Raw genomic sequence first — 26,216 nt, 5'->3', positions numbered from 1 at the left:
GGACCTACGCCTCCTCGGACAGCAGTGTGCGGCCCCACCAGTCGCCCGCGTCACGGACGCCGGGCGGGATCGCGAAGACCGCCGAACCCACGTGCTGGATGTACTCGTTGAGCGCGTCGTGCGTGGCCAGCCTGCGCTGGAGCGGGATGAAACCCTTGCGGGGGTCGCGCTGGTAGGCCAGGAAGAACAGGCCGGCGTCGAGGCGGCCCAGGCCGTCGGTGCCGTCGGTGAAGGAGTAGCCCCGGCGCAGGATGGTGATGCCGCCGTTGGCGTCGGGGTGCGCGAGCCGGACGTGCGCGTCGGGCTTCATCGCCTTCAGGAACGGCTCGTCGTGCTCCTTGGCCTTGCCGACCGGCGCGCCCTCGCCCTTGTCCCGGCCGAAGACGTCCTCCTGCTCCTGCAGCGAGGTCCGGTCCCAGGTCTCGATGTTCATCCGGATGCGCCGGGCCACGAGGTACGAACCCCCGTTCATCCAGGCGTCCTTCGCCCCGCCGTCCCCGTCCCCGGCCCACACGTACTTCTCCAGCCGGTCCGTCTCGGTCCCGGCGATGTTGCGGGTGCCGTCCTTGAAGCCGAACAGGTTGCGCGGGGTCTGGGAGCCGGGGGTGGTCGAGGAGGTCTTGCCGAAGCCGAGCTGGGACCAGCGGATGGCGGCCTTGCCGAAGCCGATGCGGGCCAGGTTGCGGATGGCGTGCACGGCGACCTGCGGGTCGTCGGCGCAGGCCTGGATGCACAGGTCGCCGCCGGTGCGGGCCTTGTCGAGGTTGTCGCCGGGGAACTTGGGCAGGTCCACCAGGGCCGCCGGCCGCTTCTCCTCCAGCCCGAACTTCTCGAACAGCGACGGTCCGAAGCCGAGGGTGAGGGTGAGCCGGGAGGGCGGCAGGCCCAGCGCCTCGCCGGTGTCGTCCGGCGGCGCCTCGGCGAGCCCGCCGTACGCGCCCTCGCCGACCGCCTTGCCCGCGGTCATCCGGCGCGCGGCGGCCGTCCAGTCCTTCAGCAGCCGCACGAACTCGGCGCGGTCGTCGGTCTTCACGTCGAACGCGGCGAAGTGCAGCCGGTCCTGGACGGGCGTGGCGATGCCCGCCTGGTGGGCGCCGTGGAACTCCACCGCGCCGGCCCCGTCGGTGCCGGACGCGTCCGCGCCGTCCCCGTTCCTCGCCATCGCCACCGCGCCGCCGGCCGCGACCGCGCCGAGCGCGAGCCCGGCCCCGCCCCAGCCGATCAGCGCGCGCCGGGAGGGCGCGGCGCCCTGAGCCTGCTCCTGTCCCATGGCCCCTCTCCCTACTTCTTCACCACGGTGGCGGCGAGCTTGGACAGCGGCTCGGCCAGCGCGTTCACCGCGTCCGACAGCGCCTTGCGGCCGTCCTTGCCGACCTTGTCGTAGGAGACGAAGTCGTACTGCGCCTTGTCCGAGCCCTTGGTGCGGTAGCCGTCGAGGAGGGCGTCCAGCGCGGCGAACTGCTTGTCGAGTTCCTTCGTCAGGGCCGGGTCGTTCTTCGCGGCGACCGGCTTGAGCAGGTCGTACGCCTTCTGCGCGCCCTCGACGTTCCCCTTGAAGTCGACCAGGTCCGTGTGGGCGTAACGGTCCTCCTCGCCGGTGACCTTGCCGGTGGCGACCTCGTCGAGGAGTTCCTTGGCGCCGTTGGCCATGGAGGTCGGGGTGATCTCGGCGGTGCCGACCCGCTTCTGCCAGTCCTTCAGGTCGGTGACGAGCCGGTCGGCGAGGGTCTTCTCCTCCGCGCCGATCTTCCCGTCCTCGAACAGCGACTTCTCCAGCCGGTGCCAGCCGGTCCACTTCTGGCCGTCCTCCAGGCCGTCCTCGCGGACGTCGACCTTGGGGTCGATGTCGCCGAAGGACTCGGCGACCGGCTCGGTGCGCTCCCAGCCCAGGCGCGAGGGGGCGTAGGCCTTCTTGGCGGCGGCCGGGTCCCCGGCCTTGACGGCCTTCACGAACGCCTCGACGCGGGGCAGGGTCTCGTCGGCCTGGTCCTGCGCGTACTGGCGGTAGTCGGCGACGGCCTTGTCCAGCTCCGGGTTGCGCGCGGCGGTGGTCCCCTTGCCGGTGACCGTCAGCTTCTGCCGCACGCCGTGGCCCTTCATGCCCGGGCGGCAGGCGATCTCGTACGAGCCCGCCTTGACCTCGGCGGTCAGCGTGTACTTGGTGCCGGGGCCGATGTTCTCCTTCTCGGAGACGATCCGGTCGTCCGGGAAGACGATCTCGACCTCGGTCGCCCGGGACCCCTTGTTCTCTATCTTGAGGGTGACCTGGCCGGCCGGGACGCTCTTCGCGGAGGTCTCGCAGGTGGAGTCGGCGGCGGTCACCTGGATCGCCTCGCCGTCCGCGGCGTCGCTCTTGGCGGTGCAGGCCGTCACGGCGGTCAGAGCGGCCGCGGTGGCGGCGGCGGTGACGACGGAGAGTCGGACGGCTCGCATGCAGGCTCCAGGTGAGAACGGTTGGTGAGGCTACCCTAACTTACCTGAGGCTTACCTCACTCATACCCAACCCGTCCGTGATTCAGCTCGCACCGGCCCGTACGGAAAGGTCACAGGCACGGCTTGGTCTCGGCATCGCAAAGCAGAAGCCAAGAGAAGGGCAAGTGTGGGCAATGGCGGCACGGAGGCGGGCCGCCGCCCCGGTGATGCTTCAATTCCCCGGTGACTGACTACGACGTGCTCCGCGTCTTCTGCGGACCCCGCGGCGGCTACGGCAACGAACTGGGCGTGGTCCGCGAGGGCACCCTGCTCCCCGGCCGCGCCGACCGCCAGGCGCTCGCCGCCGAACTCGGCTTCAGCGAGACGGTGTTCGTCGACGACCCCGAGCGCGGCGTCCTCGACATCTACACCCCCACCCTGCGCCTGCCCTTCGCGGGCCACCCCTGCGTCGGCACCGCCTGGCTCCTGGACGTACCGGAACTGGTCACCACGGCCGGCCGGGTCGGCACCCGCCTGGACGGCGAGTTCACCTGGATCGAGGCGCGCCCCGAGTGGGCCCCGCCCCGCACCCTGCGCCAGTACGCCACTCCGGCCGAGGTCGACGACCTCCCCGTCCCGCCGCCCGGGGAGTGGATCTACGCATGGTCCTGGGAGGACGAACCCGCCGGCCGGGTCCGAGCCCGCGCCTTCCCCGGCCGCGACGACGGCATCGACGAGGACGAGGCGACCGGCGCGGCGGCCCTGCTGCTGACGGCCCGGCTCGGCCGCGCCCTGAACATCACCCAGGGAGCGGGTTCCCAGATCCTGACGGCACCTCAGCCACAGGGGTGGGTGGAGGTCGGCGGGCGCGTGGTCCTGGAACGCTGACGGCGGGGCGGCCCGGCGACCCGCGCGTCGGGCTCTTCGACAGCCTGTCCAGGCGCTACGGCAGCGACGGCCTACGGCAGCGACGGCCCTACGGCAGCGTCAGGATGTCCGCGCCCGTCTCCGTGACCACCAGGGTGTGCTCGAACTGGGCGGTGCGCATGCGGTCCTTGGTGACGACGGTCCAGCCGTCGTCCCAGACGTCGTACTCGATGGTGCCGAGGGTCAGCATCGGCTCGATGGTGAAGGTCATGCCGGGCCGCATGACGGTGGTGGCGTGCGGGCTGTCGTAGTGCGGCACGATCAGCCCGGAGTGGAAGGACGTGTTGATGCCGTGCCCGGTGAAGTCGCGGACCACGCCGTAGCCGAAGCGCTTGGCGTACGACTCGATGACCCGGCCCACGACGTTGAGCTGCCGGCCCGGCCGGACCGCCTTGATCGCGCGGTTCAACGCCTCGCGGGTGCGCTCCACGAGCAGGCGGCTCTCCTCGTCGACGTCGCCGACGAGGTACGTGGCGTTGTTGTCGCCGTGCACACCGCCGATGTACGCCGTCACGTCCAGGTTGACGATGTCGCCGTCGCGCAGCACCGTCGAGTCGGGGATGCCGTGGCAGATCACCTCGTTGACGGAGGTGCACAGCGACTTGGGGAAGCCGCGGTAGCCGAGCGTGGACGGGTAGGCGCCGTGGTCGCACATGTAGGCGTGGGCCACCCGGTCCAGCTCGTCCGTGGTCACGCCCGGCGCGATGTGCCTGGCCGCCTCCTCCATCGCCTGCGCGGCGATCCGCCCGGCGACGCGCATCGCCTCGACGGTCTGTGGGGTCTGCACCTCCGGCCCGGTGTACGGCTTCGGCGCGGGCTTGCCGACGTACTCGGGGCGGCGGATGTTTCCGGGCACGGAACGGGCGGGGGACAGCTCCCCGGGGACGAGCAGCGACTGGCCAGACATGCCGGTGAGTCTATCGAGCGCCGATGGGGGAACATGTCGGTGGCGAGAGGAGCTGGTCATGGCCCTGTTCAAGAAGCGCACCGCGGGCAAGCCGGGGGAGTGGTTCTACTGCCTGGAGCACCAGAAGGTCGAGGAGGGCCCCGAGTGCCCGGCCAAGGACCGGTTCGGCCCGTACGCCTCCCGGCAGGAGGCCCAGCACGCGATGGACACCGCCCGGGAACGCAACCTCCAGTGGGAGACCGACCCCCGCTGGCACGACGCGACGTCCGGCGGACAGCAGGAAGAGGACCGGCCGGGCCCCCAGGACTGACCGGCCGCCCGGCGCGAGCACCTGACCGAACGACCCGCGCGGCGGCGCGACCCCTGGCCGAACGGACGGCGCCGGGCTGAACGGGGCCGTGGGCGGCCGCGGCCGATCAGGCGGGTGACTGTGCTGTGGTCGTGCGGGTCGTGCGGGCCGCGCGCAGCCGTACCGCGTGCTCGTTCGTCCGGGCGTCGTACGCCATCAGTCCCGGCAGGCACAGCGCCAGCAGTCCCACCGCGCCCGCGCACAGCACCCCGCCCGACCACACGGACGCCCGTACACCCCACCAGGCGGCGACAGAACCGGAACGGACCTGCCCCAGCTGCGGCCCCACCGAGTACGACAGCAGTTCGATGCCGGCCAGCCGGCCGCGCAGCGCGTCCGGGATGGTCTGGTTCCACATGGCGCCGCGGAAGATCCCGCTCACCATGTCGCACCCGCCCGCCACGGTGAGGCACAGCAGCACCAGCCACACGTCGCCGGCGACCCCGGCGGCGGCCACGGCCAGTCCCCACAGCAGCGCCGCCAGCACCACCATCCGGCCGTGCCGGTGCACCCGCGAGGTCCAGCCGCTGGTCACGCTCACCAGCAGCGACCCCAGCGGTACGGCCGCGTACATCATCCCCAGCGACCAGCGGGCGTGCAGTTCGTCCGCGAGGAACGGCAGCACCGCCAGCGGCATCGCCAGGAACATCGCGGCCAGGTCCACCGCGTACGTCCCGAGCAGTTCCTTGCGGCCCCACGCGTACCGGGCGCCCTCGGCGATCGCACGCAGCGACGGTTTCGCGGCCTCGTGGGCGGCGGGCTGGGCGGCGATGCGGACCACGAGGACGAGGGAGACGGCGAAGGTCGCCAGGTCCGCCGCGTAGGCCGGGGCGAGGCCCGCGTACGCCACGATCACGCCCGCCACCGCCGGTCCCGCCACACCCCCCACCGTCCAGCGCAGCGAGTTCAGCGCGGTCGCGGCGGGCAGGTGGTCGTGGGCGACGATCCGCGGCCAGAGCGCGTCGAGTGCGGGCCGCTGCACGGCGGTCAGCGCGGACGACAGGGCGGCGACCGCGTACAGCGGCCACACCGCCGGGTGCGGCAGCAGCGCGTCGGCCAGCAGTCCGGCGCTGAGCACGCCCAGACCGGCCTCGGTCCACAGGATCAGCCGCCGCTTGTCCAGCGCGTCGGCGAGCGCCCCGCCGTACAGCCCGAACACGATCAGGGGCACCAGCTCCACGGCCCCGACCGCCCCGACCGCCGCCGCGGAGCCGGTCAGCTCCTTCATCTGCACGGGCAGCGCGACGAAGGTGAGAAAGGTCCCGAAGTTGGAGACCAGCCCCGACACCCACAACCTGCGGAAGTCCCGCGAGGCCCGCCACGGAGCGAGATCGGGCAACAGCGCCCGCGGCCCGGAGGCCTCCGCGACGGGCGCGGCGGGGGAGGGGGCCGAGGAGGCCGAGGGGGCCGAGGGGGCCGAGGAAGGCGCGGGGACGTGGTCGGTCACGTCGGGTCATGCTCGGGCGGGCACCGGGCGGGGGGCAACCGGTTTTCCGCAGGGGCCACGCCTCTCCCCGGCCCAGCCAGGACCCCGTCGGCCCCCGCCCACCGCGCCGCCGTCCGCTCCCGCGCTACCAGCGTGCGGGCGGCGGGGCCGTGAGGGTTTCCGCCAGTTTCGACAGGCGGTCCCGCCAGCGGCCGCGGCCGCGTGGGCCGGGCCGGGCGTTCTCGCCGGCTGCCGCGCTGACCAGGTGCTGGACGGTGTCCAGGTCCAGTTCGGCGCCGGCCGGCACCGCCAGGGACTCGTGGGCCATCGCCGCCAGTTCGCCGGTGCCCGCGCCCAGGGCCAGCACCGTCGCCCCGGCCCGCCGGGCCTCGTGCACCCGGGCCAGCAGCGGCACCGGCTCCTCGGGGGCCACGACGAGCAGGGTCTCGCCGCGCCGGGCCGCCTCCAGCCGGCCGAGCCCGACGGCGAGGTGCGCCGGGTCCGAGCGGCACGCGCCGTGCCGTACCAGGGTCGGGGCCAGTTCGGGCGTGCCCGACCAGGCGGCCTCGTCCACCAGGTGGGCCGCCAGGTGCCACGGCTCGTGGTCAGGGGTGCCCACCAGGAGCAGCCCGCCCCCGTGCGACACCACGGACCCGCGCAGCGCCCCCGCGAACCGCCGGGTGGCGTCCAGCCACTCGGTCCCGGCGAGCACTTCGCGCAGCAACGCGACCCGTACGGCGTCCATACGAGCGCATGGTGCCCCAAACGGCGCCGCCCGATGTGCAGTTCGGCCCCAATTCGCCCGCACCGGGGAACCCCGGCAGCACGCCCGTGACGCGGCTCACCCGGGCGGGTGGGGGACGCCCCGCGGACGTAGAGTCGGCCCATGACCTCTACGACCCCCACCGACAGTGCAGACAGGGCGCAGAAGGCCCCCGCCAAGGACCCCTGGGACCTCCCCGACGTCTCCGGGCTGGTCGTCGGCGTGCTCGGCGGGACCGGCCCGCAGGGCAAGGGCCTCGCCTACCGGTTCGCCCGGGCCGGCCAGAAGGTGATCATCGGCTCCCGGGCCGCCGAGCGGGCGCGGGCCGCGGCCGAGGAGATCGGCCACGGCGTCGAGGGCGCCGACAACGCCGAGACCGCACGGCGCAGCGACGTCGTGATCGTCGCGGTGCCCTGGGAGGGCCACGGCAAGACCCTCCAGGCGCTGCGCGGCGAACTGGCCGGCAAGCTCGTCGTGGACTGCGTCAACCCGCTCGGCTTCGACAAGAAGGGCGCCTACGCGCTCACGCCCGAGGAGGGCAGCGCCGCCGAACAGGCCGCCGCACTGCTCCCCGACTCGCGGGTGACCGCCGCCTTCCACCACCTGTCGGCCGTGCTTCTTCAGGACCCGGAGACCGAGCGCATCGACACCGACGTGATGGTCCTCGGCGAGGAGCGCGCCGACGTGGAGACCGTCCAGGCGCTGGCCGGCCGCATCCCGGGGATGCGCGGCATCTTCGCCGGGCGGCTGCGAGGCGCCCACCAGGTCGAGTCGCTCGTCGCCAACCTGATCTCGGTCAACCGCCGCTACAAGGCGCACGCCGGGCTGCGGCTCACGGACGTCTGAGCCGCCCCGGCACCGGTCCGGGAGGCGCATGGGGGACACTGGTCGGCGAAGCAGTCCCGAGCAGTGCCCCCGCCTTCCCGCAGTGTCCCGTGTTCCCGACAGGAGCCCACCGTCATGCCCCGCCTCGCCCTCTACGCCCTGATCGTCTGCGTGCTCGCCGTGGCCGCGGCCGTCGTCTCCTTCGTGCAGGGCAGCTGGCTGGGGGTCGTGTGGATCCTGCTCGCGGGCGTGTCGTCCAACATGACCTGGTACTACGCGCGCCGGGGCCGGGCGGCGAGCAGGAGCGGGTCCGTCACCGGCTGACTGCGCAGAACTCGTCCGGGCCCTGCCAGAACTGGTACAGGATCCGGCCGCAGTCCTGTTCCAGGCCCCCGACGCCGAGATGGCGCAGGAGCGCGTCGATCACGTCGAAGAACGCGCTGTTGACCGCCGGCACCCACAGCAGCGCGAAGACGAACAGCAGACCGAACGGCGCGAAGGGTTCCACCTGCCGCTTCACCCCGTACGACAGCCACGGCTCGATCACGCCGTAGCCGTCCAGGCCCGGCACCGGCAGGAGGTTCAGGATCGCGGCCGTCACCTGGAGCAGCGCGAGGAAGGCGAGCGCGTAGCGGAACGCGGAGGGCACGCCGTCCAGCGCGTGCAGCCAGAACGGCGCCGTGCACACCACCGCGAACAGCACGTTCGTCAGGGGTCCCGCCGCCGAGACCAGACTGTGCCGCCAGCGGCCGGGGATCCGGCCCCGCTCGATGAAGACCGCGCCGCCGGGCAGACCGATCCCGCCCAGGATCAGGAAGACCACCGGCAGCACGATGCTCAGCAGGGCGTGCGTGTACTTCAGCGGGTTGAGCGTCAGGTAGCCCTTCGCGCCGACCGTGATGTCACCGCTGTGCAGCGCGGTGCGGGCGTGCGCGTACTCGTGCAGGCACAGGGAGACGATCCAGGCCGCCGTCACGAACAGGAACACCGCGACCCCCGGCCGCTCGGCGAACCCGGTCCAGGTGGCCCACCCGGTGACGGCGGTGACGGCCAGGATCCCCAGGAAGACGGGACTGATCCGGCGGTCGCCGCGACGGGCGGTGGCGGTGGTCATGGGCAGGGCACTCCTGGAGGTGGTGGGCCGGTGCCGCCACGATCGGCGGGTGGGTCGACCGTACCGGTGGTGCGAAGGGAACGTCCTGCGGACGGGGTCCGGTTCCCGGCTGTCGTCACGCTGTCATCGAGTCGACCGAGGAGACGGCCGGCGTCGTCGACGTGCTCGCGGCCCGCTGGACCTGCTGACCCGCCCCGCCGGCGGCGAGTACCGGCACGAGGAGTCGGGTGTCTTCGGGGACGAGGTCCGGATTCCCGTCGCCGACCAGATGCTGGCGCTCGATTCTTCCCAGTTCGTACGGATCTGAGACGGGCGCTCCCGGTACCGGGGAAACCCCGGGCGGTGCCCCCGCGTCCCCAGGGACAATGGACCCCGTGCGCTACCGCATCCTCGGCACCACCCAGGCATTCCGCCCCGACGGCACCGCCGTCCCGGTCGGCGGGGCGCGGCTGCGTGCCCTGCTGGCCGTGCTCGCCCTGCGGCCCGGACGGACGGTCCCGGTGTCCGTCCTGGTCGACGAGGTGTGGGAGGACGACCCGCCCGCCGACGCCACGGGCGCGCTGCAGGCGCTGGTCGGGCGGTTGCGCCGGGCGATCGGCACGGACGCGGTGGCTTCCGCCGACGGCGGCTACCGGCTCACCGCGACGGCCGACGACATCGACCTGCACCGTTTCGAACGGCTGGCCGGCGAGGGCCGGGCCGCGCTGGCCGACGGCGACCCCGCCAAGGCCGCCGCCGCCCTCGACGACGCCCTCGCCCTGTGGCACGGCCCCGCCCTCGCCGACCTGCCCGACCGCACCGCCGAGGCGGCCCGGTGGGAGACCCGCCGGATGGACGTGCGCCGGGCCCGCCTCGCCGCTGCCCTCGCCCTCGGCGAGGCCGAGCACGCCCTGCCCGAGCTGACGGCCCTGTGCGACACCCACCCCCTGGACGAATCCCTCCAGGCCCTGCGGCTGCGCGCCCTGCACGGGGCGGGCCGCACCGCCCAGGCGCTGGCCGCCTACGAGGACGTACGGCGGCTGCTGGCCGACCGCCTCGGCTCCGACCCCGGCCCGGAGCTGCGCGCGCTGCACGAGTGGCTGCTGGACCCGGGGGACGGTGGCGCGAGCGGTCGGCGGTACGACATCCCGGCCCGCGCCGCCGCGCCCGCCGGGCACCCGGCCCCGGCCGCACCCCCCAGCAACCTGCGCGCCCGGCTCACCTCCTTCGTGGGCCGCGAGGCCGACATCGAGGCGCTGCGCGCCGACCTCGGCGAGGCACGGCTGGTCACGCTGCTCGGGCCCGGCGGGGCCGGCAAGACACGGCTGTCGCAGGAGGTCGCCGAGGCCCTGCGGCCGGCGCCCCGCGACGGGGTGTGGCTGGCCGAACTGGCTCCGGTCGACGGCCCGGACGCCGTCCCCGAGGCCGTACTGACCGCCGTGGGAGCCCGCGAGACCGTGCTCTACGGCGCGGGCGCCGAGGAGATACGCGCCGCCGTCGCCGACCGGCACGACGGCCCGGTCGAACGGCTCGTCGAACACTGCTCCCGGCGCCGCATGCTCCTGCTCCTGGACAACTGCGAACACGTCGTCGACGCCGCCGCCCACCTCGTCCAGGAACTCCTCGCCCGCTGCCCCGGCCTCACCGTCCTCGCCACCAGCCGCGAACCCCTCGGCGTACCCGGCGAACTGCTGCGGCCGGTCGAACCGCTGCCCGACCCGGTGGCGCTGCGCCTGTTCGCCGAGCGGGGCGCGGCCGTACGGCCCGGGTTCCGCGTCGACACCGACGAGGACACCGCCGCCGCCTGCGCCGAGATCTGCCGCCGCCTGGACGGCCTGCCCCTGGCCATCGAGCTGGCCGCGGCCCGGCTGCGGATGCTCTCCCCCCGCCAGATCGCCGACCGGCTCGACGACCGCTTCCGCCTGCTCACCTCCGGCAGCCGCACCGTCCTGCCCCGCCAGCAGACCCTGCGTGCCGTCGTCGACTGGTCCTGGGACCTGCTCGATGCGGGCGAACGGGACGTACTGAGCCGCCTGTCCGTCTTCGCCGGCGGCTGCGACCTCGCCGCCGCCGAGGCCGTGTGCGGGCCCGCCGCCTTCGACGCCCTCGGCTCCCTCGTCGACAAGTCCCTCGTGGTGGCCGCGCCCGCCGCCGAGGGCCAGATGCGCTACCGGCTGCTTGAGACCGTCGCGGAGTACGCCGCAGAGCGGCTGGCGCAGAGCGGCGGACGCGGCCCCGCCGAGCGCGCCCACCTCGTCCACTACCGCGAACTGGCCCGCACCACCGACCCGTTGCTGCGCGGCCCCCGCCAGCAGGCCGCCATCGCCCGCTACGAGCTGGAGTACGAGAACCTGCGCACCGCCCTGCGGCTCGCCGTCGCCGAACGCGACGAGCAGGAGGCGCTGTGCCTGATCCACTCCCTGGCCGTGTACTGGCACATGCGTGACGTGCGCATCGAGGCCCGCAACTGGTGCACCGACGTGATGGCCTTCACCCCCGACCCCTTCACCGAGCCGGTGCGCCGCGCCGCCCCGGTGTGGCAGCGCTGCACGGACGCTCCGCCACCGATGACGGACGAGGTCCTCGCCGAAGCCCGCCGCGGCCTCCACCTCCTCCACCTCGCCTGCATGGACACCGAACTGGACGCGTGGGAGACCCCCGAGGCCAAACGCAAGCTGCGGATCATCACCGAGGTCTACGAACCAGGTCTCCCGCAGAGCTGCCGCTACCCCGGCATGCTGTGGTTCTTCGCCGTGATACTGAGCGGCGACGTGACGCGGCTGCGCGCGGTCCTCGACGCGTCCGTGGAGACCTGCCGCTCCACCCCGGGTTTCGAGTGGGAGCTGGGCGGCGCCCTCCAGATGCGGGCCAACCTGCTGGCCAACCGCGCCGAGGGAGCGGCCGGCGCGGCCCGCGACGCGGACGAGGCGCTGGAGATCTTCCGGCGCCTCGGGGACGTCTGGGGCACCGCCGAGGCGCTCGCCGCGCGCGGCGAGGCCCACGAACGCGTCGGACACCACCACAAGGCAGCCGCCGACTACGAGGCGGCCGTGGAGCACGCCGAACGGCTCGGTGCCCGGGCACAGGTGGCGGTGCTGGAGGCCCGGTTGGGCGGTTGCCTGATCGAGGCGGGCGAGAGCGAGCGGGGCGAGCGGCTCCTGCGCGAGGTGATCGACGGGGGGCAGGGCGCCGCGAACGAGGCGATGCCCGCCGCCCGGCTGTGCCTGGCCGGCTGGTTCGGCATGACCGGCCGCGTCCCCGAGGCGCGGGACCAACTGCGGTCGCTGCGCGAGGAGTTCGGCATCTCGCGCTTCGTCGTCTTCGACGCCTTCATCCTCGGTGTGGAGGCCTGGCTCGACGCCGTCGACGGTCGTGTGCAGGAGTCGCTGGCCAAGGCGCGCAAGGCGCTGGCGCGGGCCGACGATCCGCTGTCGCTGGCCATCGCGCCGCACATGCGGTCCGCGTACCTGACCACCGGGGCGGTGGCCCTGGCCGGACTGGACGGCGGGGCGCGCGCCCGGGACGCGGCGCGGTGCCTGGCCGTCGCCGACGCCCTGCTGCCGCCCGGCCACTTCGTCTCCGCCCTGGAGCGCCACGTCCGTGACCTGGTCGTGGAGCGGATCCGGGACACCCTCGACGAAGCGGAGTTCGAGTCGGCGTACGCCGAGGGCGGTGGCCTGTCCCCACAGGAGGCCACCGCCCTGATCTGAGGCCGCGGGCCTCAGGTCTTGGTGCGGAACTTGTGGATGGCGAGCGGGGCCGCGACGGCGGTGATCCCGACGGACCAGGCCACGGTCACCCACAGGTCGTGCGCGACCGGGCCGCCCAGCATCATGCCGCGGGCCGCGTCGGCGAGTGTGGAGAGCGGGTTGTAGTCGGTGAAGTGCTGGAGCCAGCCCGGCATCGACTGGGTCGGCGCGAAGATCGACGAGCCGAACTGGAGCGGGAAGAGCACCAGGAAGCCCATCGCCTGCACGGACTGCGCGTTCTTCAGCATGACGCCGAGGGTGAGGAACACCCACATGATCGACGAGGCGAACAGCGCGGACAGGCCCACGGTCGCGAACAGGCCGGGCCAGTTGCCGATGTGGAAGCCCACCAGCACGGCGACGATCATCAGCACGACCGTGGCGAAGATCATCCGGAACAGTTCCACCGCGATCTTCGCGAACAGCACCGAGCCGCGGCCGATCGGCAGGGACCGGAAGCGGTCCATGACACCGCTGTTGAAGTCCTGGCTGAAGCCCGTGCCGACGCCCTGGGACAGCGTCATGCTGTTCATCGCCAGCATGCCCGGGATGACGTACTGGACGTACTGCTTCTGGCCGCCGCCCAGCGCCTGCCCGATCGAGCCGCCGAAGACGTACACGAACAGCAGCGTGAAGACGATCGGCATCAGCAGCGCGTCGAACATGGACTCGGGGTCCTGGCGGATCCACAGCAGGTTGCGGCGGATCAGCGCGCCGGTGTGCCGCAGGTGCCCGCGCAGCGGGATGCGGACGTCGGCAGTGGCCGGGGCGGTGGCGGTGGCGGTGCTCATACGGCGACCTCCTCGCGGTCGTCGCTGGGGCGGGCGTCCTGCGGGGCACTGGCGCGGTGGCCGGTGAGGGACAGGAAGACCTCGTCCAGACTGGGAAGTTCGGTGGTGATGGAGCTGATGGTGATACCGCGCGCGGTGACGGCGCCGACGACGGCGGTCAGCTGCTCGTCGCTGAGGACGGGCACGAGCAGGGAGGCGCTGTCGGGGTCGACGGTGGTGGTCGCCAGCCCGGTGATGCCCAGCTCGTCGAGCATCCCGGCGAGCGGGGTCAGTTCCCGGGGATCGGCCGGCTTCACGCGCAGGGTGCGCCCGCCGACCTTCGCCTTGAGTTCCTCGATGCCGCCGTTCGCGATGACCTTGCCGCGGTCGACCACGGTCAGCTCGGAGGCCAGCTGCTCGGCCTCCTCCATGTACTGGGTGGTCAGCAGGACGGTGACCCCTTCGCCGACCATCTCCTTGACCTCGTCCCACACCTCGTTGCGGGTGCGCGGGTCGAGGCCGGTGGTCGGCTCGTCCAGGTAGAGGACGGCGGGGCGCCCGATCATGGAGGCGGCGAGGTCGAGGCGGCGCCGCATGCCGCCGGAGTACGTGCTCGCCGGGCGCCGGGCCGCCTCGGTGAGCGAGAACCGCTCCAGCAGCTCGTCGGCGCGGGTGCGGGCGTCCTTGCGGGACAGGTCGAGCAGCCGCCCGATCATGTACAGGTTCTCCCAGCCGGGCAGCTTCTCGTCGACGGAGGCGTACTGCCCGGTGAGCCCGATCACCCGGCGCAGCTGCCGGGGCTGCCGTACGACGTCGTAGCCGGCCACGGTGGCCCGGCCGGAGTCGGGGGTGAGCAGGGTGGACAGGATGCGGACCAGGGTCGTCTTGCCGGCCCCGTTCGGCCCGAGCACGCCCATCACGGTGCCCTCGCGCACGTCCAGGTCCACGCCGTCCAGCGCCTTGGTCTCGCCGTAGTGCTTGACCAGCCCCCGCACCGTGACGGCGTCGCCGGCGCCGCCGGGGTTCTTGTCGATTCGCGTCATGCCGAAGACGATCCCAGCCGCCACCGACAAACCGCCGACAGCCCACCGACGCCCGCGCCCGGCCCCCGACATCGCGCCGATGCGACGACCCGCCACGGACCCCGGGCCCCGGGGACGAGGACGCTCCGACGCTCGTACGGGCGGGCCGCGGCCGGGAGGCCCGGCTGCCGGTGGTCGGCCGGGGTGACACGCGCCCGGCCGGTGCCCCGAGGTCTTTCGGTGGTGCGGTGCCCCGGCCCGCCGCGGGCCGTGCCCGGGCCGGTGGCCCGGCGCCCTCAGCGGTGCCCCTGCCGCCGACGCACCGCCCTGCCGCCGAGACGCACTGCCTGCCACCGACGCACCGCCCCGCCGCCGACGCGCCGACGCCCGGCCGCGTGTGCCGCGGCCGGGCGTCGGGGGGCGGTCGCCGGGAGTGTCGGCTACCGGGGGACGGCTGTCGGGGGACGAGGGTTGCCGGGGGCACGGCGGCCGGCCGGGCACGGGGCCGTGTCCGGGCCGATGGCCCGTTCCGGTGCCCTCACCGGTGCATGGCCTCCGTCGGTTCCGGGACGTGGCCGGTGACGACCCGGGCGGTGTGCGCGGGTTCCGGGCGGCGGCGGTCGACCGTGTAGGAGGCGGCGGCCACGACCAGCCCCAGCACGGCCAGGGCACCGCCGGCCACGGCCGGGGAGGTCGCTCCGAACCCGGCGGCCAGGGCGAGGCCGCCGATCCAGGCGCCGCCCGCGTTGGCCAGGTTGAAGGCGGCCTGGTTGGCGGAGGAGGCCAGGGACGGGGCCGCGGACGCCTTCTCCATGACCATGAGCTGGAGCGGGGAGCCGGTGACGAAGGCGGCCATGCCCAGCAGGGTCACCGCCAGGGCCGCGCTCCATTCGGCCCGCATCAGCAGCGGGAAGAGGAACAGGACGACCGCCAGCGAGGCCAGACCGCCGAACAGGGTGCCCCGCAGCGAGTGGTCCGCCAGCCGGCCGCCCAGCAGGTTGCCGGCCGTCGCGCCCACCCCGAACAGCGCCAGCAGCAGGGTCACGCTGGCCTCGGCGTAACCGGCGGCGCCGGTGAGCATCGGGGTGATGTAGCTGTAGGCCGCGAACAGCGCGCCGAAACCGGCGACGGTCGTCAGCAGGGCCAGCCAGACGGGCAGGGAGCGCAGGGCCGCCAGTTCGCCGCGCAGGCCGGTGGCCGGGGCGGCGTGGGCGTGGTCGCGGGGGATGAGCAGGGCGAGGGCGGCGATGGCCGCCACGCCGATCGCGCTCACGCCGAGGAAGGTCGCCCGCCAGCCCAGGTGCTGGCCCATGAGCGTGGCGACCGGGACCCCGGCGACGTTGGCGACGGTGAGGCCGAGGAACATCAGTGACACCGAGCGGGCCTTGCGCTCGGGCGGCACCATGCCCGTCGCGACCACCGCGCCGACGCCGAAGAAGGCGCCGTGCGGCAGACCGCTCAGGAACCGGGCGGCCAGCAGCCAGCCGTGGCCGGGGGCGAGCGCGGAGAGCGCGTTGCCCACGACGAACAGGGCCATCAGGCCGATCAGGACGTTCCGGCGGGACATCCGCGCGGTGAGCGCGGCCAGCAGCGGTGCGCCGATGACCACGCCCAGCGCGTACGCGGACACCAGGTGCCCGGCGGTGGGGATCGAGATGTGCAGGTCGTCCGCGACGTCGGGCAGCAGGCCCATCATCACGAACTCGGTCGTGCCGATGCCGAAGGCGCCCACGGCGAGGGCGAGCAGGGCCAGGGGCATGAGAGACCTTTCGGGGTGGGGTTCCGTACAGCGTGCGCGTTATATGTTCAGCTGCGGAACAAAGTCTCTCGGGCCTGGTATTCCGGCAGGTTACGAGCCGGTTGCCGATGTGGTGACCTTCACACGCGCCGCGATCGGCAGATGGTCGCTGCCCGTGCGCGGCAGCGTCCAGGAGCTTACCGGTTCCACACCCCTGACCATGATCTGGTCGATCCGGGCCATCGGGAACGAGGCCGGCCAGCTGAACCCGAACCCGCTGCCCGCCGCGCCCTGCGTGGAGCGCATCTGGGAGGTGACGGAGCCCAGCGAGCGGTCGTTCATCGTGCCGTTGAGATCGCCGAGCAGCACCACCCGCGGCAGCCGCTCGTGGGCGATCGCCGCGCCGAGCGCGCTCGCGCTCTGGTCACGCTGCTGGGCGGTGAACCCGGCGTTCATCTTCACCCGGACGGAGGGCATGTGGGCGACGTACACCGCGATCGCGCCCTCGGGCGTCGCCACCGTGGCGCGCATGGCCCGCGTCCAGCCGAGCCGGATGTTCACCGGCCGGACCGCGCTGAGCGGGTACTTGCTCCACACACCGACCGTGCCTTCCACGGCGTGGTACTTGTACGTCGACGCCAGCGCCCTCTCGTACACCGGCACCGCGGACGCCTTCAGCTCCTCCAGCGCGAGCACGTCCGCGCCGGAGGCGGCCACCTCGCGGGCGGTGCCGGTCGGGTCGGGGTTGTCGGCGTTGACGTTGTGCGTGGCCACCGTCAGGTCACCGCCGCCACCGGTCCTGTCGATGAGCAGACCGCCGAACAGGTTCAGCCAGACGGCGACGGGCAGCACCAGCGCCAGCAGTGCGGTCGCCGACTTCCGCGCCAGCGCCACGACGAGCAGCACCGGGACGAACAGCCCCAGCCAGGGCAGGAAGGTCTCGGTGAGACTGCCGAGGTTGCCGACGCGGTTGGGGATGTGCGAGTGCAGCAGCATCACCAGCGCCAGCAGCGCCGCCAGCACGGCCGGGACGACGCCCCGGCGCCAGATCCGCCGGTCGCCGCGCCAGCCGCCGAAAAGCCGGTCCACCAGGCGACGAAACCGGTTCTCCGGACGCTCGGGCCCCGAGCCGTCGTCGTCCGTCTCCGTCAAGTACGCCTGCTGCGCCATACCGTCGCCTCACTGCCTGCTGTGCACACCGTTCGCCCCGTGGGCTACGACCCTAGGGGATGATCGGTTCCGTTCCCGCCGTCCACGACGGCCGTACGGGCACGAGGACGAACGAGCCGGCGGGGGGAGTTCCGGTTGCGGTGCCCCAGGCGTGTTCTGTGACGAAACGAGCACATTACGAGGGAGCGGCCGGCTTGGGACGGAGTGACCGGCGTGGCCCGTTTCTCCGCGTCCGCCGGGCCGCCGGTGTCCGAAGCGGCCAAAGGCGGACAGATCTGGGAGCCGACGGGTCCTAGGGGGCCGAAGGGGTGGTCCCTGACGGGTCCAGCGGGGGACTGACGGGCCGTGGGGCGGGTGGTGCGGTGGGGCGTACGTCGGGGCGCAGCCCTTCGAGCGCCGTGTCCACGATCTGCTCCGCCAGCCCCTCGGGCAGGTCCGCGTCGGGCCGCATGACGCTGCGCACCAGCATGGGGCCGACGAGGAGGTCGTTGAGCAGTTCGACGTCGACGTCGGCGCGCAGTTCTCCGTTGAGCTGGCCGCGGCGCAGGACTTCGACCTGGAGCCTGCGCCGGGGTTCGACGACCGTGGCGTGGTAGGCGCACCAGATCTTCGGGCTGCTCTTCATCTGGGCGTAGACGTTGTGCAGGATCGCCGAGGAGCGGCTGACCAGTCCGCGCCGGCGCAGTTGCTCCAGGAGGACGACGAGGTCGTCGCGCATGGACGTGCCGGGCAGGTCGGCCTCGGGTGGTTCGGCGGCGCGCACGACGTCGACGAACAGCTCGTCCTTGCCGCTCCAGCGGCGGTAGATCGTGGCCTTGCCGACACCGGCCGTGCGGGCGATGCGCTCGATGGAGAGTTCGGCGAGCGGTACGCCCTCCTCCAGCAGCTTCATCACGCCCTCGACGATGGCGCGTTCCACCGCCTCGCTGCGGGGCCGCCCCCGTACGGGGAACTCCGGAGCGGTCTGGCTGTCGGCGAGGCTCACCTGAGACGTCCTTTCGTCGTACCGGGTCATTGTCCCCCGGTGGCCGGGCGGTGGTCCCGCCCACCGCCGGCCGGTCGCCCCCGTCGACTGCTCCCGCCCCGTTGCCCCCGTGTCCCCCTGTCCACCGCTCCCGTGCCGGCCCGGCGTCCACCGCTGCCGTGCTCGTCGGCGTCCCCGCTCCCGGGCCGGCCGGTGTCCACCGCTCCCGTACTAGTCGGCCGCCGCGACCAGTTCCGGTTCCTCCTGGCCCGCTGCCTGCTTCGGCGTCCGGCCCGGCAGGAACACGGCCACCACGACCGCGCCGATCAGCGCGACCACGGTGCCGCACAGCGCGGTGACGTGCATGGCGTGCAGGAAGGCGTCGTTGGCCGGGCCGACCAGGGCCTGCCCGCGCGCGCCGAGCTTCCCGGCGATGCCGAGCGTGGCCTCGATGGACTCGCCGGCCGTGTCCCGCAGGCCGGCCGGGAGCATCCCGAGCTTGCCCTCGATGGAGTTGCGGTACGCGGTGGAGAGCACCGAGCCGAGCACCGCGATACCGAGCGCGCCGCCGACCTGGCGGAAGGTGTTGCTCAGCGCGGAGGCCGAGCCGGCCTTCTCGCGCGGCAGCGCCTGCATGATGACCACGCTGGTCGGGGTCATGATGTGCGCCATGCCGGTGCCCATGAGGAAGAAGACGACCTCCAGGACCCAGATCGGCGTGTCCGCCTCGAACCCGGCGAACGCGGCCAGCATGCCGGCCAGCACGACCAGACCGGCCGTGGTGGTGGCCTTGTAACCGAAGCGGTCGACGACCAGCCGGGCCCGCGGCGCGAAGATCATCTGGGCGGCGGCCAGCGGGATCATGAGCAGGCCGGACTCCAGCGGGGAGTAGCCGCGCACGCTCTGCGTGTAGAAGACGGAGAAGAAGGTCACGCCCATCAGCGCGAAGAAGACCAGCGCGATGGCGGCCATGGCGGCCGAGAAGACCTTGTTCTTGAAGTAGGTCACGTCCAGCGACGGGTGGTCGCTGCGCTTCTCGTACACGATGAACGCCGCGAGGACGACGACACCGGCGACGATGGTGGCGAGGACGGTCCCGTTGGTGAAGTCGGCCAGCTCGCCGCCCTTGATGATGCCGTAGACGAGCAGGACCAGGCCGACCACGGACAGGACGACGCCGATCGGGTCGAGCCGCCCGGGGCGCGGGTCGCGGGAGTCGGGCACCAGCCACACCATCAGTACCACCGCGGCGATCACGATCGGCACGTTGACGAGGAAGACCGAGCCCCACCAGAAGTGGTCCAGGAGCAGGCCGCCGGTGATCGGGCCGATGGCGATGGCGAGGCCCACGCCGCCGGCCCAGATGCCGATGGCCTTGGGCTGCTCCTCGCGTTCGAAGACGTTCATGAGGACGGCCAGGGTGGCCGGCATGACGAACGCGGCGCCCAGGGCCATCAGCGCGCGGTAGGCGATCAGCTGACCCGGGGAGCCGGACTCGGCGGCCAGGGCGGAGCCGATGCCGAAGACGACGAGGCCGCCGAGCAGGACCTTCTTGCGGCCCACCCGGTCGCCGACGAGGCCCGCGGTGAACAGCAGACCGGCGAAGACGAGCGTGTAGGCGTTGATCGCCCACTCCAGCTCGCTCTGGGTCGCGCCGAGCCCGGTCGGGGCCGGCGTCGCGATCGTCTTCATGGCGACGTTGAGGATCGAGTTGTCGAGCACCACTATCAGCAGGCTCAGCATCAGCACGCCGAGGATCGCCCAACGGCGGCGGTGCACCGCTTCCGGTATCCGGGAGCCGGCGGTGGCGCTGTCGGCAGGAGTAGTCATGCCGTCGAGCCTAGGGCATTTCCGATACGAGACCGTCTCGTATCGGAAATCTTTTACTCAGATCTTACGACCGGTGTCCTTGCCGTTCCCCGGAACCCGGCGCGGCCGTCCCCGCCGGAACCCGTCGTGCGAACGGACCGGGAACGGACCGAGACTTGAGGCACAGGGGGGTGCTCTGGTCCACCGCGGGCGGAGGTGCCACCATGGAGGGGAGTCCGGGGACGCCGTCAGGGCGCCTCGAGATGACTGAAGGAGCCGTTGCAATGACGCAGCTTCCGGCTGCCCAGCCTGCGCAGAACAGCCCCTCCGACGGCAGTGGCAAGACGCTGTACGGAGGCAAGGGCACCCGCCGCATCACCGTCCGCGACATCACCCTCGCCAAGGAACGCGGCGAGAAGTGGCCCATGCTCACCGCCTACGACGCGATGACCGCGTCCGTCTTCGACGAGTCCGGCATCCCGGTGATGCTGGTCGGGGACTCGGCGGGCAACTGCCACCTCGGGTACGAGACGACCGTGCCCGTCACCCTCGACGAGATGACCATGCTGTCGGCCGCGGTCGTGCGCGGCACCCGGCGCGCCCTGATCGTCGGCGACCTGCCCTTCGGCTCCTACCAGGAGGGCCCGGTGCAGGCGCTGCGCTCGGCCACCCGCCTGGTGAAGGAGGCGGGCGTCGGCGCCGTGAAGCTGGAGGGCGGCGAGCGCTCGCACGAGCAGATCCGCCTCCTGGTGGAGTCGGGCATCCCGGTCATGGCCCACATCGGCCTGACCCCGCAGTCCGTCAACGCCATGGGCTACCGCGTCCAGGGCCGCGGCGAGGAGGCCGCCCAGCAACTGCTGCGCGACGCCAAGGCCGTGCAGGACGCGGGCGCGTTCGCCGTCGTGCTGGAACTGGTCCCCGCCGAGCTGGCGGCCGAGGTGACACGGGTGCTGCACATCCCGACCGTCGGCATCGGCGCCGGGCCCGAGACGGACGCGCAGGTCCTGGTCTGGACCGACATGCTCGGGCTGACCGGCGGGCGGGTGCCGAAGTTCGTGAAAAAGTACGCCGACCTGCGCACGGTCATGGGCGACGCGGCCCGGGCCTTCGCCCAGGACGTCGTCGGCGGAACGTTCCCGCTGGAGGAGCACTCCGTCCACTAGGCCATCGCGGTCACACGTGACCCCGGGGTCGCACCGGCCCCGCGGTCACCACCTGGACCACTGCGGTGACACCGAGGAGCCCCGGCCGATCTTCCCCCGTCGGCCGGGGCTCCTGCCGTGGGCGGCGGCCGGGCCCTGTCGTCCGTGCCCTACGCCTGCTCGCGCCAGCCGTTGGTGATCGGCAGCCTGCGGTCCTTGCCGAAGCCCTTCGCGGAGATCTTGGTGCCCGGCGGGTACTGGCGCCGCTTGTACTCGGCCCGGTCGACCATCCGCAGCGTCTTGACGACCAGCTCGCGGTCGTAGCCCGCCGCGACGATCTCGTCGGCGCCCCGGTCCCGGTCGACGTACAGCTCCAGGATCGCGTCGAGGACCGGGTAGTCCGGCAGCGAGTCCGTGTCCACCTGGCCCGGGCGCAGCTCCGCGCTCGGCGGCTTGCTGATGGAGTTCTCCGGGATCGGCGGGGTCTGGCCCCGCTCGGCCGCGGCCCGGTTGCGCCACTCGGCCAGCCGGAAGACCGACGTCTTGTACACGTCCTTGATCGGGCCGTACGCGCCCACCGAGTCGCCGTACAGCGTCGAGTAGCCCACCGCCAGCTCCGACTTGTTGCCTGGGGCGAGGACGATGTGGCCCTCCTGGTTGGAGACCGCCATCAGCAGGGTGCCGCGCAGCCGGGACTGCAGGTTCTCCTCCGCCAGGCCGGTCAGCCCGAGCGAGCCCATGTACGCGTCGAACATGGGCTCGATCGGCACCGTGCGGAGGTGCAGACCGGTGCGCCGGGCCAGCTCGGCCGCGTCGTCCTTGGAGTGCTCGGAGGAGTACTTCGACGGCATGGAGATGCCGTACACGTTCTCCGCGCCGATCGCGTCGCAGGCGATGGCCGCGACGAGGGCGGAGTCGATGCCGCCGGACAGGCCGACGAGGACGGAGCGGAAGCCGTTCTTCCGGACGTACGCGCGCAGGCCCGCGACCAGCGCCGAGTAGACCTCCTCGTCGTCGCCCAGGTGCTCGGCGAAGGAGCCCGTGAACTTGGGCTCGTAGGCGGGCAGCGGCTCCTCGGACAGGACGACGCGGTCGACGCGCAGCCCGTCGTCCACCACGCCCGCCGGCGCGTCGGCCGCCGCGGCGGGCAGGTCCAGGTCCAGGACGAAGCAGCCCTCGCTGAACTGCGGCGCCCGCGCGATCACCTCGCCGTCCGCGCCGACGACGATCGAGTCGCCGTCGAACACCAGCTCGTCCTGGCCGCCCGTCATGGCCAGGTAGGCCGTGGTGCAGCCGGCCTCCTGGGCCCGTTTGCGGACCAGCTCCAGGCGGGTGTCGTCCTTCTCCCGCTCATAGGGGGAGGCGTTGACGGAGAGCAGCAGCCCCGCGCGCGCGGTGCGCGCGGCCGGGACGCGCCCGCCGTCCTGCCACAGGTCCTCGCAGATGGCGAGCGCCACGTCGATGCCGTGCACCCGCAGGACCGGCATGGTGTCGCCGGGCACGAAGTAGCGGAACTCGTCGAAGACGCCGTAGTTCGGCAGGTGGTGCTTGGCGAAGTTCAGCACCACCTCGCCGCGGTGCAGCACCGCCGCCGCGTTCTGCGGGGCGCCGGCCGGCATGCCGTACTTCGGCTGGGAGGTCTCGCAGCGGTCGAGGTAGCCGACGACGACCGGCAGCTCGCCGAAGCCCTCCTCGGCGAGCCGGCCGGCGAGGCCGCGCAGCGCGGCGCGGGAGGCTTCCACGAAGGACGACCGAAGGGCCAGGTCCTCGACGGGATACCCGGTCAGCACCATCTCCGGGAACGCGACGAGATGCGCTCCCTGCTCGGCGGAGTGCCGGGTCCAGCGGAGGACCGCCTCGGCGTTCGCGGCGAGGTCGCCGACGCGCGAGTCGATCTGGTTCAGGGCGAGACGTAGTTGAGGCACGCGCACCAGTGTAATCGTCAGAGCGACGCGATGGGGTGGTGCGGGGTGTGGGCCGCCCCACGCCCGCCCCACGCCCGCACCGGCGCGCGCGAGGCGCGATGATGTGCACGGACCCCCAGGGGAGGCGGCCATGACCTTCGTCGGCATCGACGGCGTCGTCCACCACGTCGTGGTCGACGGCAGCGGACCGCTGTGCGTGCTCAGCCCCGGGCTCGGCATGTGCTGGTTCGACTGGGACCCCGTCGTCGCGCTGCTGGCCCCGCACCGCACGGTCGTCCGCTTCGACCGGCCGGGCCTCGGGCTCAGCGCGTCCACGCGCGCGTGGCCGACGCTCGCGGGGGAGGCCCGGCGCATCGCGGCAGTCCTCGACACGCTCGGCCTGACCGGGCCCGCCACGGTCGTCGGGCACTCGATGGCCGCCTTCCACGCGGAGGCGTTCGCCCGGCTGTGTCCCGCGCGCACGGCCGGTCTCGTCCTGGTGGACGCCAGCGTGGAGGAGGCCCCCCGGCCCCGCCGGGCGCGCGCCGTCCGCGACGCCGCCACGCGCGCGGGCGCGACGCTGGCGAGCGTGACCGGGCTCCCGCGCGTGGCAGGGCCCGCGCTGCGCCGGGCGGCCGTCCGGGCGGGCCGGACCGGGGGCGGCGAACCGGCGCCGTACGACCTCGTCCGCCGCGCCTACTCCACGAGCCGCTGGCTGTACGCGGCCCTCGCGGAGAACGCCTCCTACAGCGACCAGGCCGTCGACCTCGCCGCCCTGCGCCGCGGGCGCCCCCTGCCGCCCGGTCTGCCCGTCACCGTGCTCGCCGCCGACGACCCGCGCCGTCCCGCACCCCGGCGCGCGCAGTGGCGCACCCGCCAGCAGCGGCTCGCCACCCTCCTGGACGCCGCCTTCCGCACGGCCCCGGCCGGCCACCTCCTCATGCTCGACGTCCCCGAGGCCGTAGCCGAGGCGGTCCTGCACCCCCCGGCCCACCCCGCGCCGCCGAAGGAAGCCCGCGCACCGGGCCGCTGAGCCCCGCACCGCCGACCAGCACTCGCGTGCGCCGGGGTCCGGTGCCGACACGCGAGCGCGCCCGCCCCTCGGGAGAGGAGCGGGCGCGTGGCCGGTGCCGGGGTGGGTCAGTGGCGGCGGCCGTAGGAGTCGACGTAGCCCTTCGCGGGCGAGCCGACGCCGGTGACGTCGTCGTAGCCCTTGACGGCCTGGAGCGAGCTGTCCTTGCCGAGGCTGCGGACGGAGACGCTCAGCCCACCGGTGGCGTCGATGCCGTTGACGAAGTCGACGCGCGCGACCGCGAGGTCCTTGCCGGTCGGCTTGTCCACGACGTCGTGGTAGAGCTTCGAGCCGTACTTCGAGTAGATCGCCGGGTTGGCGAAGCCGATCGCCTTGCCGCCCTGGGCCTGCTGGGCGAGGGCCTGGACGGCCGCGATGACCGGCGCGGCCAGCGAGGTGCCGCCGATGCGGTACTCGGCGTACTGCTGCGACCCGTCGGGGAAGGTCTGCGTCTGGCCGACGAGGAAGCCGGTGTTCGGGTCGGCGATGGCCGCGATGTCAGGGACGACGCGGTTGCCGGCCGCGTTGTTGGCCGTGGCCAGCGCGCCGGGGACGACGTTCTTCTGGTAGAACGGCTGCGGCACCGTCTTGCTGGTGCCGCCGCCCGCGCCGGAGGTGTAGGCGCCGGGGAAGCCCTCCCAGCTCTTGCCGTCGGCCGACAGGGTCGCCTTGTCGGTGCCCCAGCCGGTCTCCCACAGGTACTTGTTCCCCTTGCCGACGGCCAGCGAGGTGCCGCCGACCGCGGTCACCCACGCCGAGTTGGCCGGGGTGTCGACCTGCTTCGTGCCGGTGTTGGCGACCTCGTCGCCGTTGTCACCGGAGGAGAAGTAGAAGCCGATGCCCTCCACCGCGCCGAACTGGAACACCTGGTCGTAGGCGGCGGCCAGGTCCGGCGTCTGGTTGGCCTCGATGTCGCCCCACGAGTTGGAGACGATGTCGGCCAGGTGGTTGTCGACGACCTTGCTGAGCGAGTCGAGCAGGTCGTCGTCGTAGCAGGAGGCGGCGCCCACGTAGGTGACGTTCGCGTCCGGCGCGACCGCGTGCACGGCCTCGACGTCGAGGGTCTCCTCGCCGTACCAGCCGGACGCCTTGCACTCCTCGGTCTTCGTGTAGTCGGCGGGGAGCACCTGGCGCAGCTGGCCGGTCTTCCAGGCCTTGTCACCGTTCTTCTTCGCGTACGCGGCCGCGTCGAAGGCGATGGTCGGCGAGGCGTAGGCGTCGGTGATGGCGACGCGGACGCCCTTGCCGGTGTACTTGCCCGCGCCGTAGGCCGAGCGCAGCTGCTTGCCCGTGTAGCCCTTGACGGCGTACGGGATCTTCTGGCCGTAGGCGGACGGCAGCGTCTTCGCGACGTTCGAGCCGTAGTACGAGGAGAACGGCCCGGAGTTCTTGAAGACCGCGTCCGGCGGCGGCAACTGGTCCTCGTGGTTCGACTTGTGCGGGGCGTTGTCCAGGCCGGTGACGGTCAGGACGGTGCCCTGCAGACCCGCCGGCACGGAGGCCGACCGGGCCGGCGCGCGGTAGGTCTTCGAACCCTTGGCGAAGTTGTGCATCTCGGTGCCGAACGCCTTCTCGGCGGCGGCGACGTCACCCGAGACGGCGACGTAGTGCGCGGTGACCGAAGTGACCTTCAGACCCGCCGACTTCAGCCAGGACTTGACGGCGGCCACCTGTGCCTCGGTCGCGCCGAAGCGCGCCTGTGCCTGCTCGGCGCTCAGGTACTTGCCGTACTGCGGCGAGGACGGGTCGGCGACCGCCTTGGCGTACGCCGCCAGGCCCGCGGCGTCGCGGCCGGCCAGGTACACCCGGGCGTTGACCTGGGCGCTGTTCGCGGTGGCGCCCTTGTCCGCCTTGGCCGTCGCCCACGCGGGCTTGGTGCCCGCGATCGCGTTGCGGGCGTCCGGGTGGCCCGCGGCGTGGGCCGCGGGTATGCCGAGCACCAGCGCACCGGCGACCATCGGCAGTGTCGCTGCCAGGCTCACTCCGGTACGCACGGTGGCGCGGTTGGATCTCATATAACCCCCTGCGATGCGGATCGCATGTAACGCAATGAGTGGTCGGACCTCGCGTGATCCGCGTGACGGCCGCGGCGGTTCGGCCCCTGAATGGATCACACGATCGAGTGCCACTCTTCCCGAAGAACCGTTCATGCCAGGGGAATGGGCAGGCCAAGA

General features: G+C 73.1%; 21 protein-coding genes. 7 read left to right on the top strand and 14 right to left on the bottom strand.

All coding sequences use genetic code 11. The annotated features are described in order from the left end of the window. Nucleotides 1-4: 4 nt before the first annotated feature. Together efeB and efeO are read right to left on the bottom strand one after the other, a co-directional pair. The gene (gene efeB / locus AB0G56_RS14100; RefSeq protein ID WP_360968569.1) at nucleotides 5-1,270 is read right to left on the bottom strand and encodes an iron uptake transporter deferrochelatase/peroxidase subunit; all 1,266 of its coding nucleotides are present in this window, start codon (nucleotides 1,268-1,270) and stop codon (nucleotides 5-7) included. Nucleotides 1,271-1,281: 11 nt separating this feature from the next. Next, the gene (gene efeO / locus AB0G56_RS14095; protein WP_360968566.1) at nucleotides 1,282-2,433 is read right to left on the bottom strand and encodes an iron uptake system protein EfeO; all 1,152 of its coding nucleotides are present in this window, start codon (nucleotides 2,431-2,433) and stop codon (nucleotides 1,282-1,284) included. A 222-nt stretch (nucleotides 2,434-2,655) separates the two neighbouring features. On the opposite strand from efeO, the gene AB0G56_RS14090 reads away from it, so the two are divergent. Then, nucleotides 2,656-3,300: a PhzF family phenazine biosynthesis protein gene (locus AB0G56_RS14090; RefSeq protein ID WP_360968563.1), complete on the top strand. Its 645-nt coding sequence runs from the start codon at nucleotides 2,656-2,658 to the stop codon at nucleotides 3,298-3,300. Between the two features lie 88 nt (nucleotides 3,301-3,388). Here AB0G56_RS14090 and map read toward each other — a convergent pair whose 3' ends face one another. Next, the gene (gene map, locus AB0G56_RS14085; RefSeq protein WP_360968560.1) at nucleotides 3,389-4,246 is read right to left on the bottom strand and encodes a type I methionyl aminopeptidase; all 858 of its coding nucleotides are present in this window, start codon (nucleotides 4,244-4,246) and stop codon (nucleotides 3,389-3,391) included. A 58-nt stretch (nucleotides 4,247-4,304) separates the two neighbouring features. Between map and AB0G56_RS14080 the strand changes: the two genes are divergently transcribed. After that, nucleotides 4,305-4,556, top strand: a complete 252-nt coding sequence (locus AB0G56_RS14080; protein ID WP_360968557.1) for a hypothetical protein — start codon at nucleotides 4,305-4,307, stop codon at nucleotides 4,554-4,556. Nucleotides 4,557-4,662: 106 nt separating this feature from the next. Here AB0G56_RS14080 and AB0G56_RS14075 read toward each other — a convergent pair whose 3' ends face one another. Together AB0G56_RS14075 and AB0G56_RS14070 are read right to left on the bottom strand one after the other, a co-directional pair. After that, nucleotides 4,663-5,937 (bottom strand): MFS transporter, encoded by a 1,275-nt coding sequence (locus AB0G56_RS14075; RefSeq protein ID WP_360969086.1) that lies wholly within the window; start codon nucleotides 5,935-5,937, stop codon nucleotides 4,663-4,665. Between the two features lie 229 nt (nucleotides 5,938-6,166). Continuing rightward, nucleotides 6,167-6,766, bottom strand: a complete 600-nt coding sequence (locus tag AB0G56_RS14070) for a hypothetical protein (RefSeq protein WP_360968555.1) — start codon at nucleotides 6,764-6,766, stop codon at nucleotides 6,167-6,169. A 141-nt stretch (nucleotides 6,767-6,907) separates the two neighbouring features. On the opposite strand from AB0G56_RS14070, the gene npdG reads away from it, so the two are divergent. Both npdG and AB0G56_RS14060 read left to right on the top strand, forming a co-directional pair. Further along, nucleotides 6,908-7,630 carry an NADPH-dependent F420 reductase gene (gene npdG / locus AB0G56_RS14065; RefSeq protein WP_360968552.1) on the top strand — a complete coding sequence of 241 codons (723 nt, stop codon included), beginning with the start codon at nucleotides 6,908-6,910 and terminating at the stop codon, nucleotides 7,628-7,630. Between the two features lie 114 nt (nucleotides 7,631-7,744). Beyond that, the gene (locus AB0G56_RS14060; RefSeq protein WP_360968550.1) at nucleotides 7,745-7,933 is read left to right on the top strand and encodes a hypothetical protein; all 189 of its coding nucleotides are present in this window, start codon (nucleotides 7,745-7,747) and stop codon (nucleotides 7,931-7,933) included. Here the strand turns inward: AB0G56_RS14060 and AB0G56_RS14055 are convergent. Next, nucleotides 7,923-8,723, bottom strand: a complete 801-nt coding sequence (locus AB0G56_RS14055; RefSeq protein WP_360968547.1) for a site-2 protease family protein — start codon at nucleotides 8,721-8,723, stop codon at nucleotides 7,923-7,925. The genes AB0G56_RS14060 and AB0G56_RS14055 overlap by 11 nt on opposite strands. 365 nt (nucleotides 8,724-9,088) lie before the next feature. Here AB0G56_RS14055 and AB0G56_RS14050 point away from each other — a divergent pair, with 365 nt between their 5' ends. Continuing rightward, nucleotides 9,089-12,412: a BTAD domain-containing putative transcriptional regulator gene (locus AB0G56_RS14050; RefSeq protein ID WP_360968545.1), complete on the top strand. Its 3,324-nt coding sequence runs from the start codon at nucleotides 9,089-9,091 to the stop codon at nucleotides 12,410-12,412. An 11-nt stretch (nucleotides 12,413-12,423) separates the two neighbouring features. Here AB0G56_RS14050 and AB0G56_RS14045 read toward each other — a convergent pair whose 3' ends face one another. From AB0G56_RS14045 to AB0G56_RS14020, 6 genes are all read right to left on the bottom strand, one after another. After that, nucleotides 12,424-13,242 (bottom strand): ABC transporter permease, encoded by an 819-nt coding sequence (locus AB0G56_RS14045; protein WP_360968542.1) that lies wholly within the window; start codon nucleotides 13,240-13,242, stop codon nucleotides 12,424-12,426. Next, nucleotides 13,239-14,264 carry an ATP-binding cassette domain-containing protein gene (locus AB0G56_RS14040; RefSeq protein ID WP_360968539.1) on the bottom strand — a complete coding sequence of 342 codons (1,026 nt, stop codon included), beginning with the start codon at nucleotides 14,262-14,264 and terminating at the stop codon, nucleotides 13,239-13,241. Before AB0G56_RS14040 ends, AB0G56_RS14045 begins: the two co-directional genes overlap by 4 nt. A gap of 517 nt (nucleotides 14,265-14,781) precedes the next feature. Then, on the bottom strand, nucleotides 14,782-16,002 hold the full coding sequence (locus tag AB0G56_RS14035; RefSeq protein WP_360968536.1) for an MFS transporter: 1,221 nt from the start codon (nucleotides 16,000-16,002) through the stop codon (nucleotides 14,782-14,784). Nucleotides 16,003-16,092: 90 nt separating this feature from the next. Next, nucleotides 16,093-17,151 carry an endonuclease/exonuclease/phosphatase family protein gene (locus AB0G56_RS14030; protein WP_360968534.1) on the bottom strand — a complete coding sequence of 353 codons (1,059 nt, stop codon included), beginning with the start codon at nucleotides 17,149-17,151 and terminating at the stop codon, nucleotides 16,093-16,095. Between the two features lie 292 nt (nucleotides 17,152-17,443). Next, nucleotides 17,444-18,136 carry a TetR/AcrR family transcriptional regulator gene (locus tag AB0G56_RS14025; protein ID WP_360968532.1) on the bottom strand — a complete coding sequence of 231 codons (693 nt, stop codon included), beginning with the start codon at nucleotides 18,134-18,136 and terminating at the stop codon, nucleotides 17,444-17,446. A 210-nt stretch (nucleotides 18,137-18,346) separates the two neighbouring features. Beyond that, nucleotides 18,347-19,945: an MFS transporter gene (locus AB0G56_RS14020; RefSeq protein WP_360968530.1), complete on the bottom strand. Its 1,599-nt coding sequence runs from the start codon at nucleotides 19,943-19,945 to the stop codon at nucleotides 18,347-18,349. Between the two features lie 263 nt (nucleotides 19,946-20,208). On the opposite strand from AB0G56_RS14020, the gene panB reads away from it, so the two are divergent. Beyond that, nucleotides 20,209-21,087 carry a 3-methyl-2-oxobutanoate hydroxymethyltransferase gene (gene panB / locus AB0G56_RS14015; protein ID WP_360968527.1) on the top strand — a complete coding sequence of 293 codons (879 nt, stop codon included), beginning with the start codon at nucleotides 20,209-20,211 and terminating at the stop codon, nucleotides 21,085-21,087. A 149-nt stretch (nucleotides 21,088-21,236) separates the two neighbouring features. Here panB and AB0G56_RS14010 read toward each other — a convergent pair whose 3' ends face one another. Continuing rightward, entirely contained in the window at nucleotides 21,237-22,991 is a 1,755-nt protein-coding gene (locus AB0G56_RS14010) for an NAD+ synthase (protein ID WP_360968524.1), read from the bottom strand. Nucleotides 22,992-23,121: 130 nt separating this feature from the next. On the opposite strand from AB0G56_RS14010, the gene AB0G56_RS14005 reads away from it, so the two are divergent. Next, nucleotides 23,122-24,003 (top strand): alpha/beta hydrolase, encoded by an 882-nt coding sequence (locus tag AB0G56_RS14005; RefSeq protein ID WP_360968521.1) that lies wholly within the window; start codon nucleotides 23,122-23,124, stop codon nucleotides 24,001-24,003. Nucleotides 24,004-24,110: 107 nt separating this feature from the next. Here the strand turns inward: AB0G56_RS14005 and AB0G56_RS14000 are convergent, their stop codons facing one another. Further along, the gene (locus tag AB0G56_RS14000) at nucleotides 24,111-26,057 is read right to left on the bottom strand and encodes a S53 family peptidase (protein WP_360968519.1); all 1,947 of its coding nucleotides are present in this window, start codon (nucleotides 26,055-26,057) and stop codon (nucleotides 24,111-24,113) included. Nucleotides 26,058-26,216 lie beyond the last annotated feature (159 nt).

Origin of the sequence: Streptomyces sp. NPDC021356 (assembly GCF_040641015.1) — a bacterium.
GTDB lineage: Bacteria > Actinomycetota > Actinomycetes > Streptomycetales > Streptomycetaceae > Streptomyces.
This window is presented reverse-complemented; position numbering and strand designations above follow the sequence as displayed.

Coding starts and splice junctions, on each gene's coding strand:
- npdG (WP_360968552.1), top strand. CDS start 6,908: ATGACCTCTACGACCCCCACCGACAGTGCAGACAGGGCGCAGAAGGCC.
- efeO (WP_360968566.1), bottom strand. CDS start 2,433: ATGCGAGCCGTCCGACTCTCCGTCGTCACCGCCGCCGCCACCGCGGCC.
- efeB (WP_360968569.1), bottom strand. CDS start 1,270: ATGGGACAGGAGCAGGCTCAGGGCGCCGCGCCCTCCCGGCGCGCGCTG.
- AB0G56_RS14070 (WP_360968555.1), bottom strand. CDS start 6,766: ATGGACGCCGTACGGGTCGCGTTGCTGCGCGAAGTGCTCGCCGGGACC.
- AB0G56_RS14020 (WP_360968530.1), bottom strand. CDS start 19,945: ATGACTACTCCTGCCGACAGCGCCACCGCCGGCTCCCGGATACCGGAA.
- AB0G56_RS14050 (WP_360968545.1), top strand. CDS start 9,089: ATGGACCCCGTGCGCTACCGCATCCTCGGCACCACCCAGGCATTCCGC.
- panB (WP_360968527.1), top strand. CDS start 20,209: ATGACGCAGCTTCCGGCTGCCCAGCCTGCGCAGAACAGCCCCTCCGAC.
- AB0G56_RS14045 (WP_360968542.1), bottom strand. CDS start 13,242: ATGAGCACCGCCACCGCCACCGCCCCGGCCACTGCCGACGTCCGCATC.
- AB0G56_RS14005 (WP_360968521.1), top strand. CDS start 23,122: ATGACCTTCGTCGGCATCGACGGCGTCGTCCACCACGTCGTGGTCGAC.
- AB0G56_RS14030 (WP_360968534.1), bottom strand. CDS start 17,151: ATGGCGCAGCAGGCGTACTTGACGGAGACGGACGACGACGGCTCGGGG.
- AB0G56_RS14000 (WP_360968519.1), bottom strand. CDS start 26,057: ATGAGATCCAACCGCGCCACCGTGCGTACCGGAGTGAGCCTGGCAGCG.
- AB0G56_RS14035 (WP_360968536.1), bottom strand. CDS start 16,002: ATGCCCCTGGCCCTGCTCGCCCTCGCCGTGGGCGCCTTCGGCATCGGC.
- AB0G56_RS14040 (WP_360968539.1), bottom strand. CDS start 14,264: ATGACGCGAATCGACAAGAACCCCGGCGGCGCCGGCGACGCCGTCACG.
- AB0G56_RS14060 (WP_360968550.1), top strand. CDS start 7,745: ATGCCCCGCCTCGCCCTCTACGCCCTGATCGTCTGCGTGCTCGCCGTG.
- AB0G56_RS14080 (WP_360968557.1), top strand. CDS start 4,305: ATGGCCCTGTTCAAGAAGCGCACCGCGGGCAAGCCGGGGGAGTGGTTC.
- map (WP_360968560.1), bottom strand. CDS start 4,246: ATGTCTGGCCAGTCGCTGCTCGTCCCCGGGGAGCTGTCCCCCGCCCGT.
- AB0G56_RS14055 (WP_360968547.1), bottom strand. CDS start 8,723: ATGACCACCGCCACCGCCCGTCGCGGCGACCGCCGGATCAGTCCCGTC.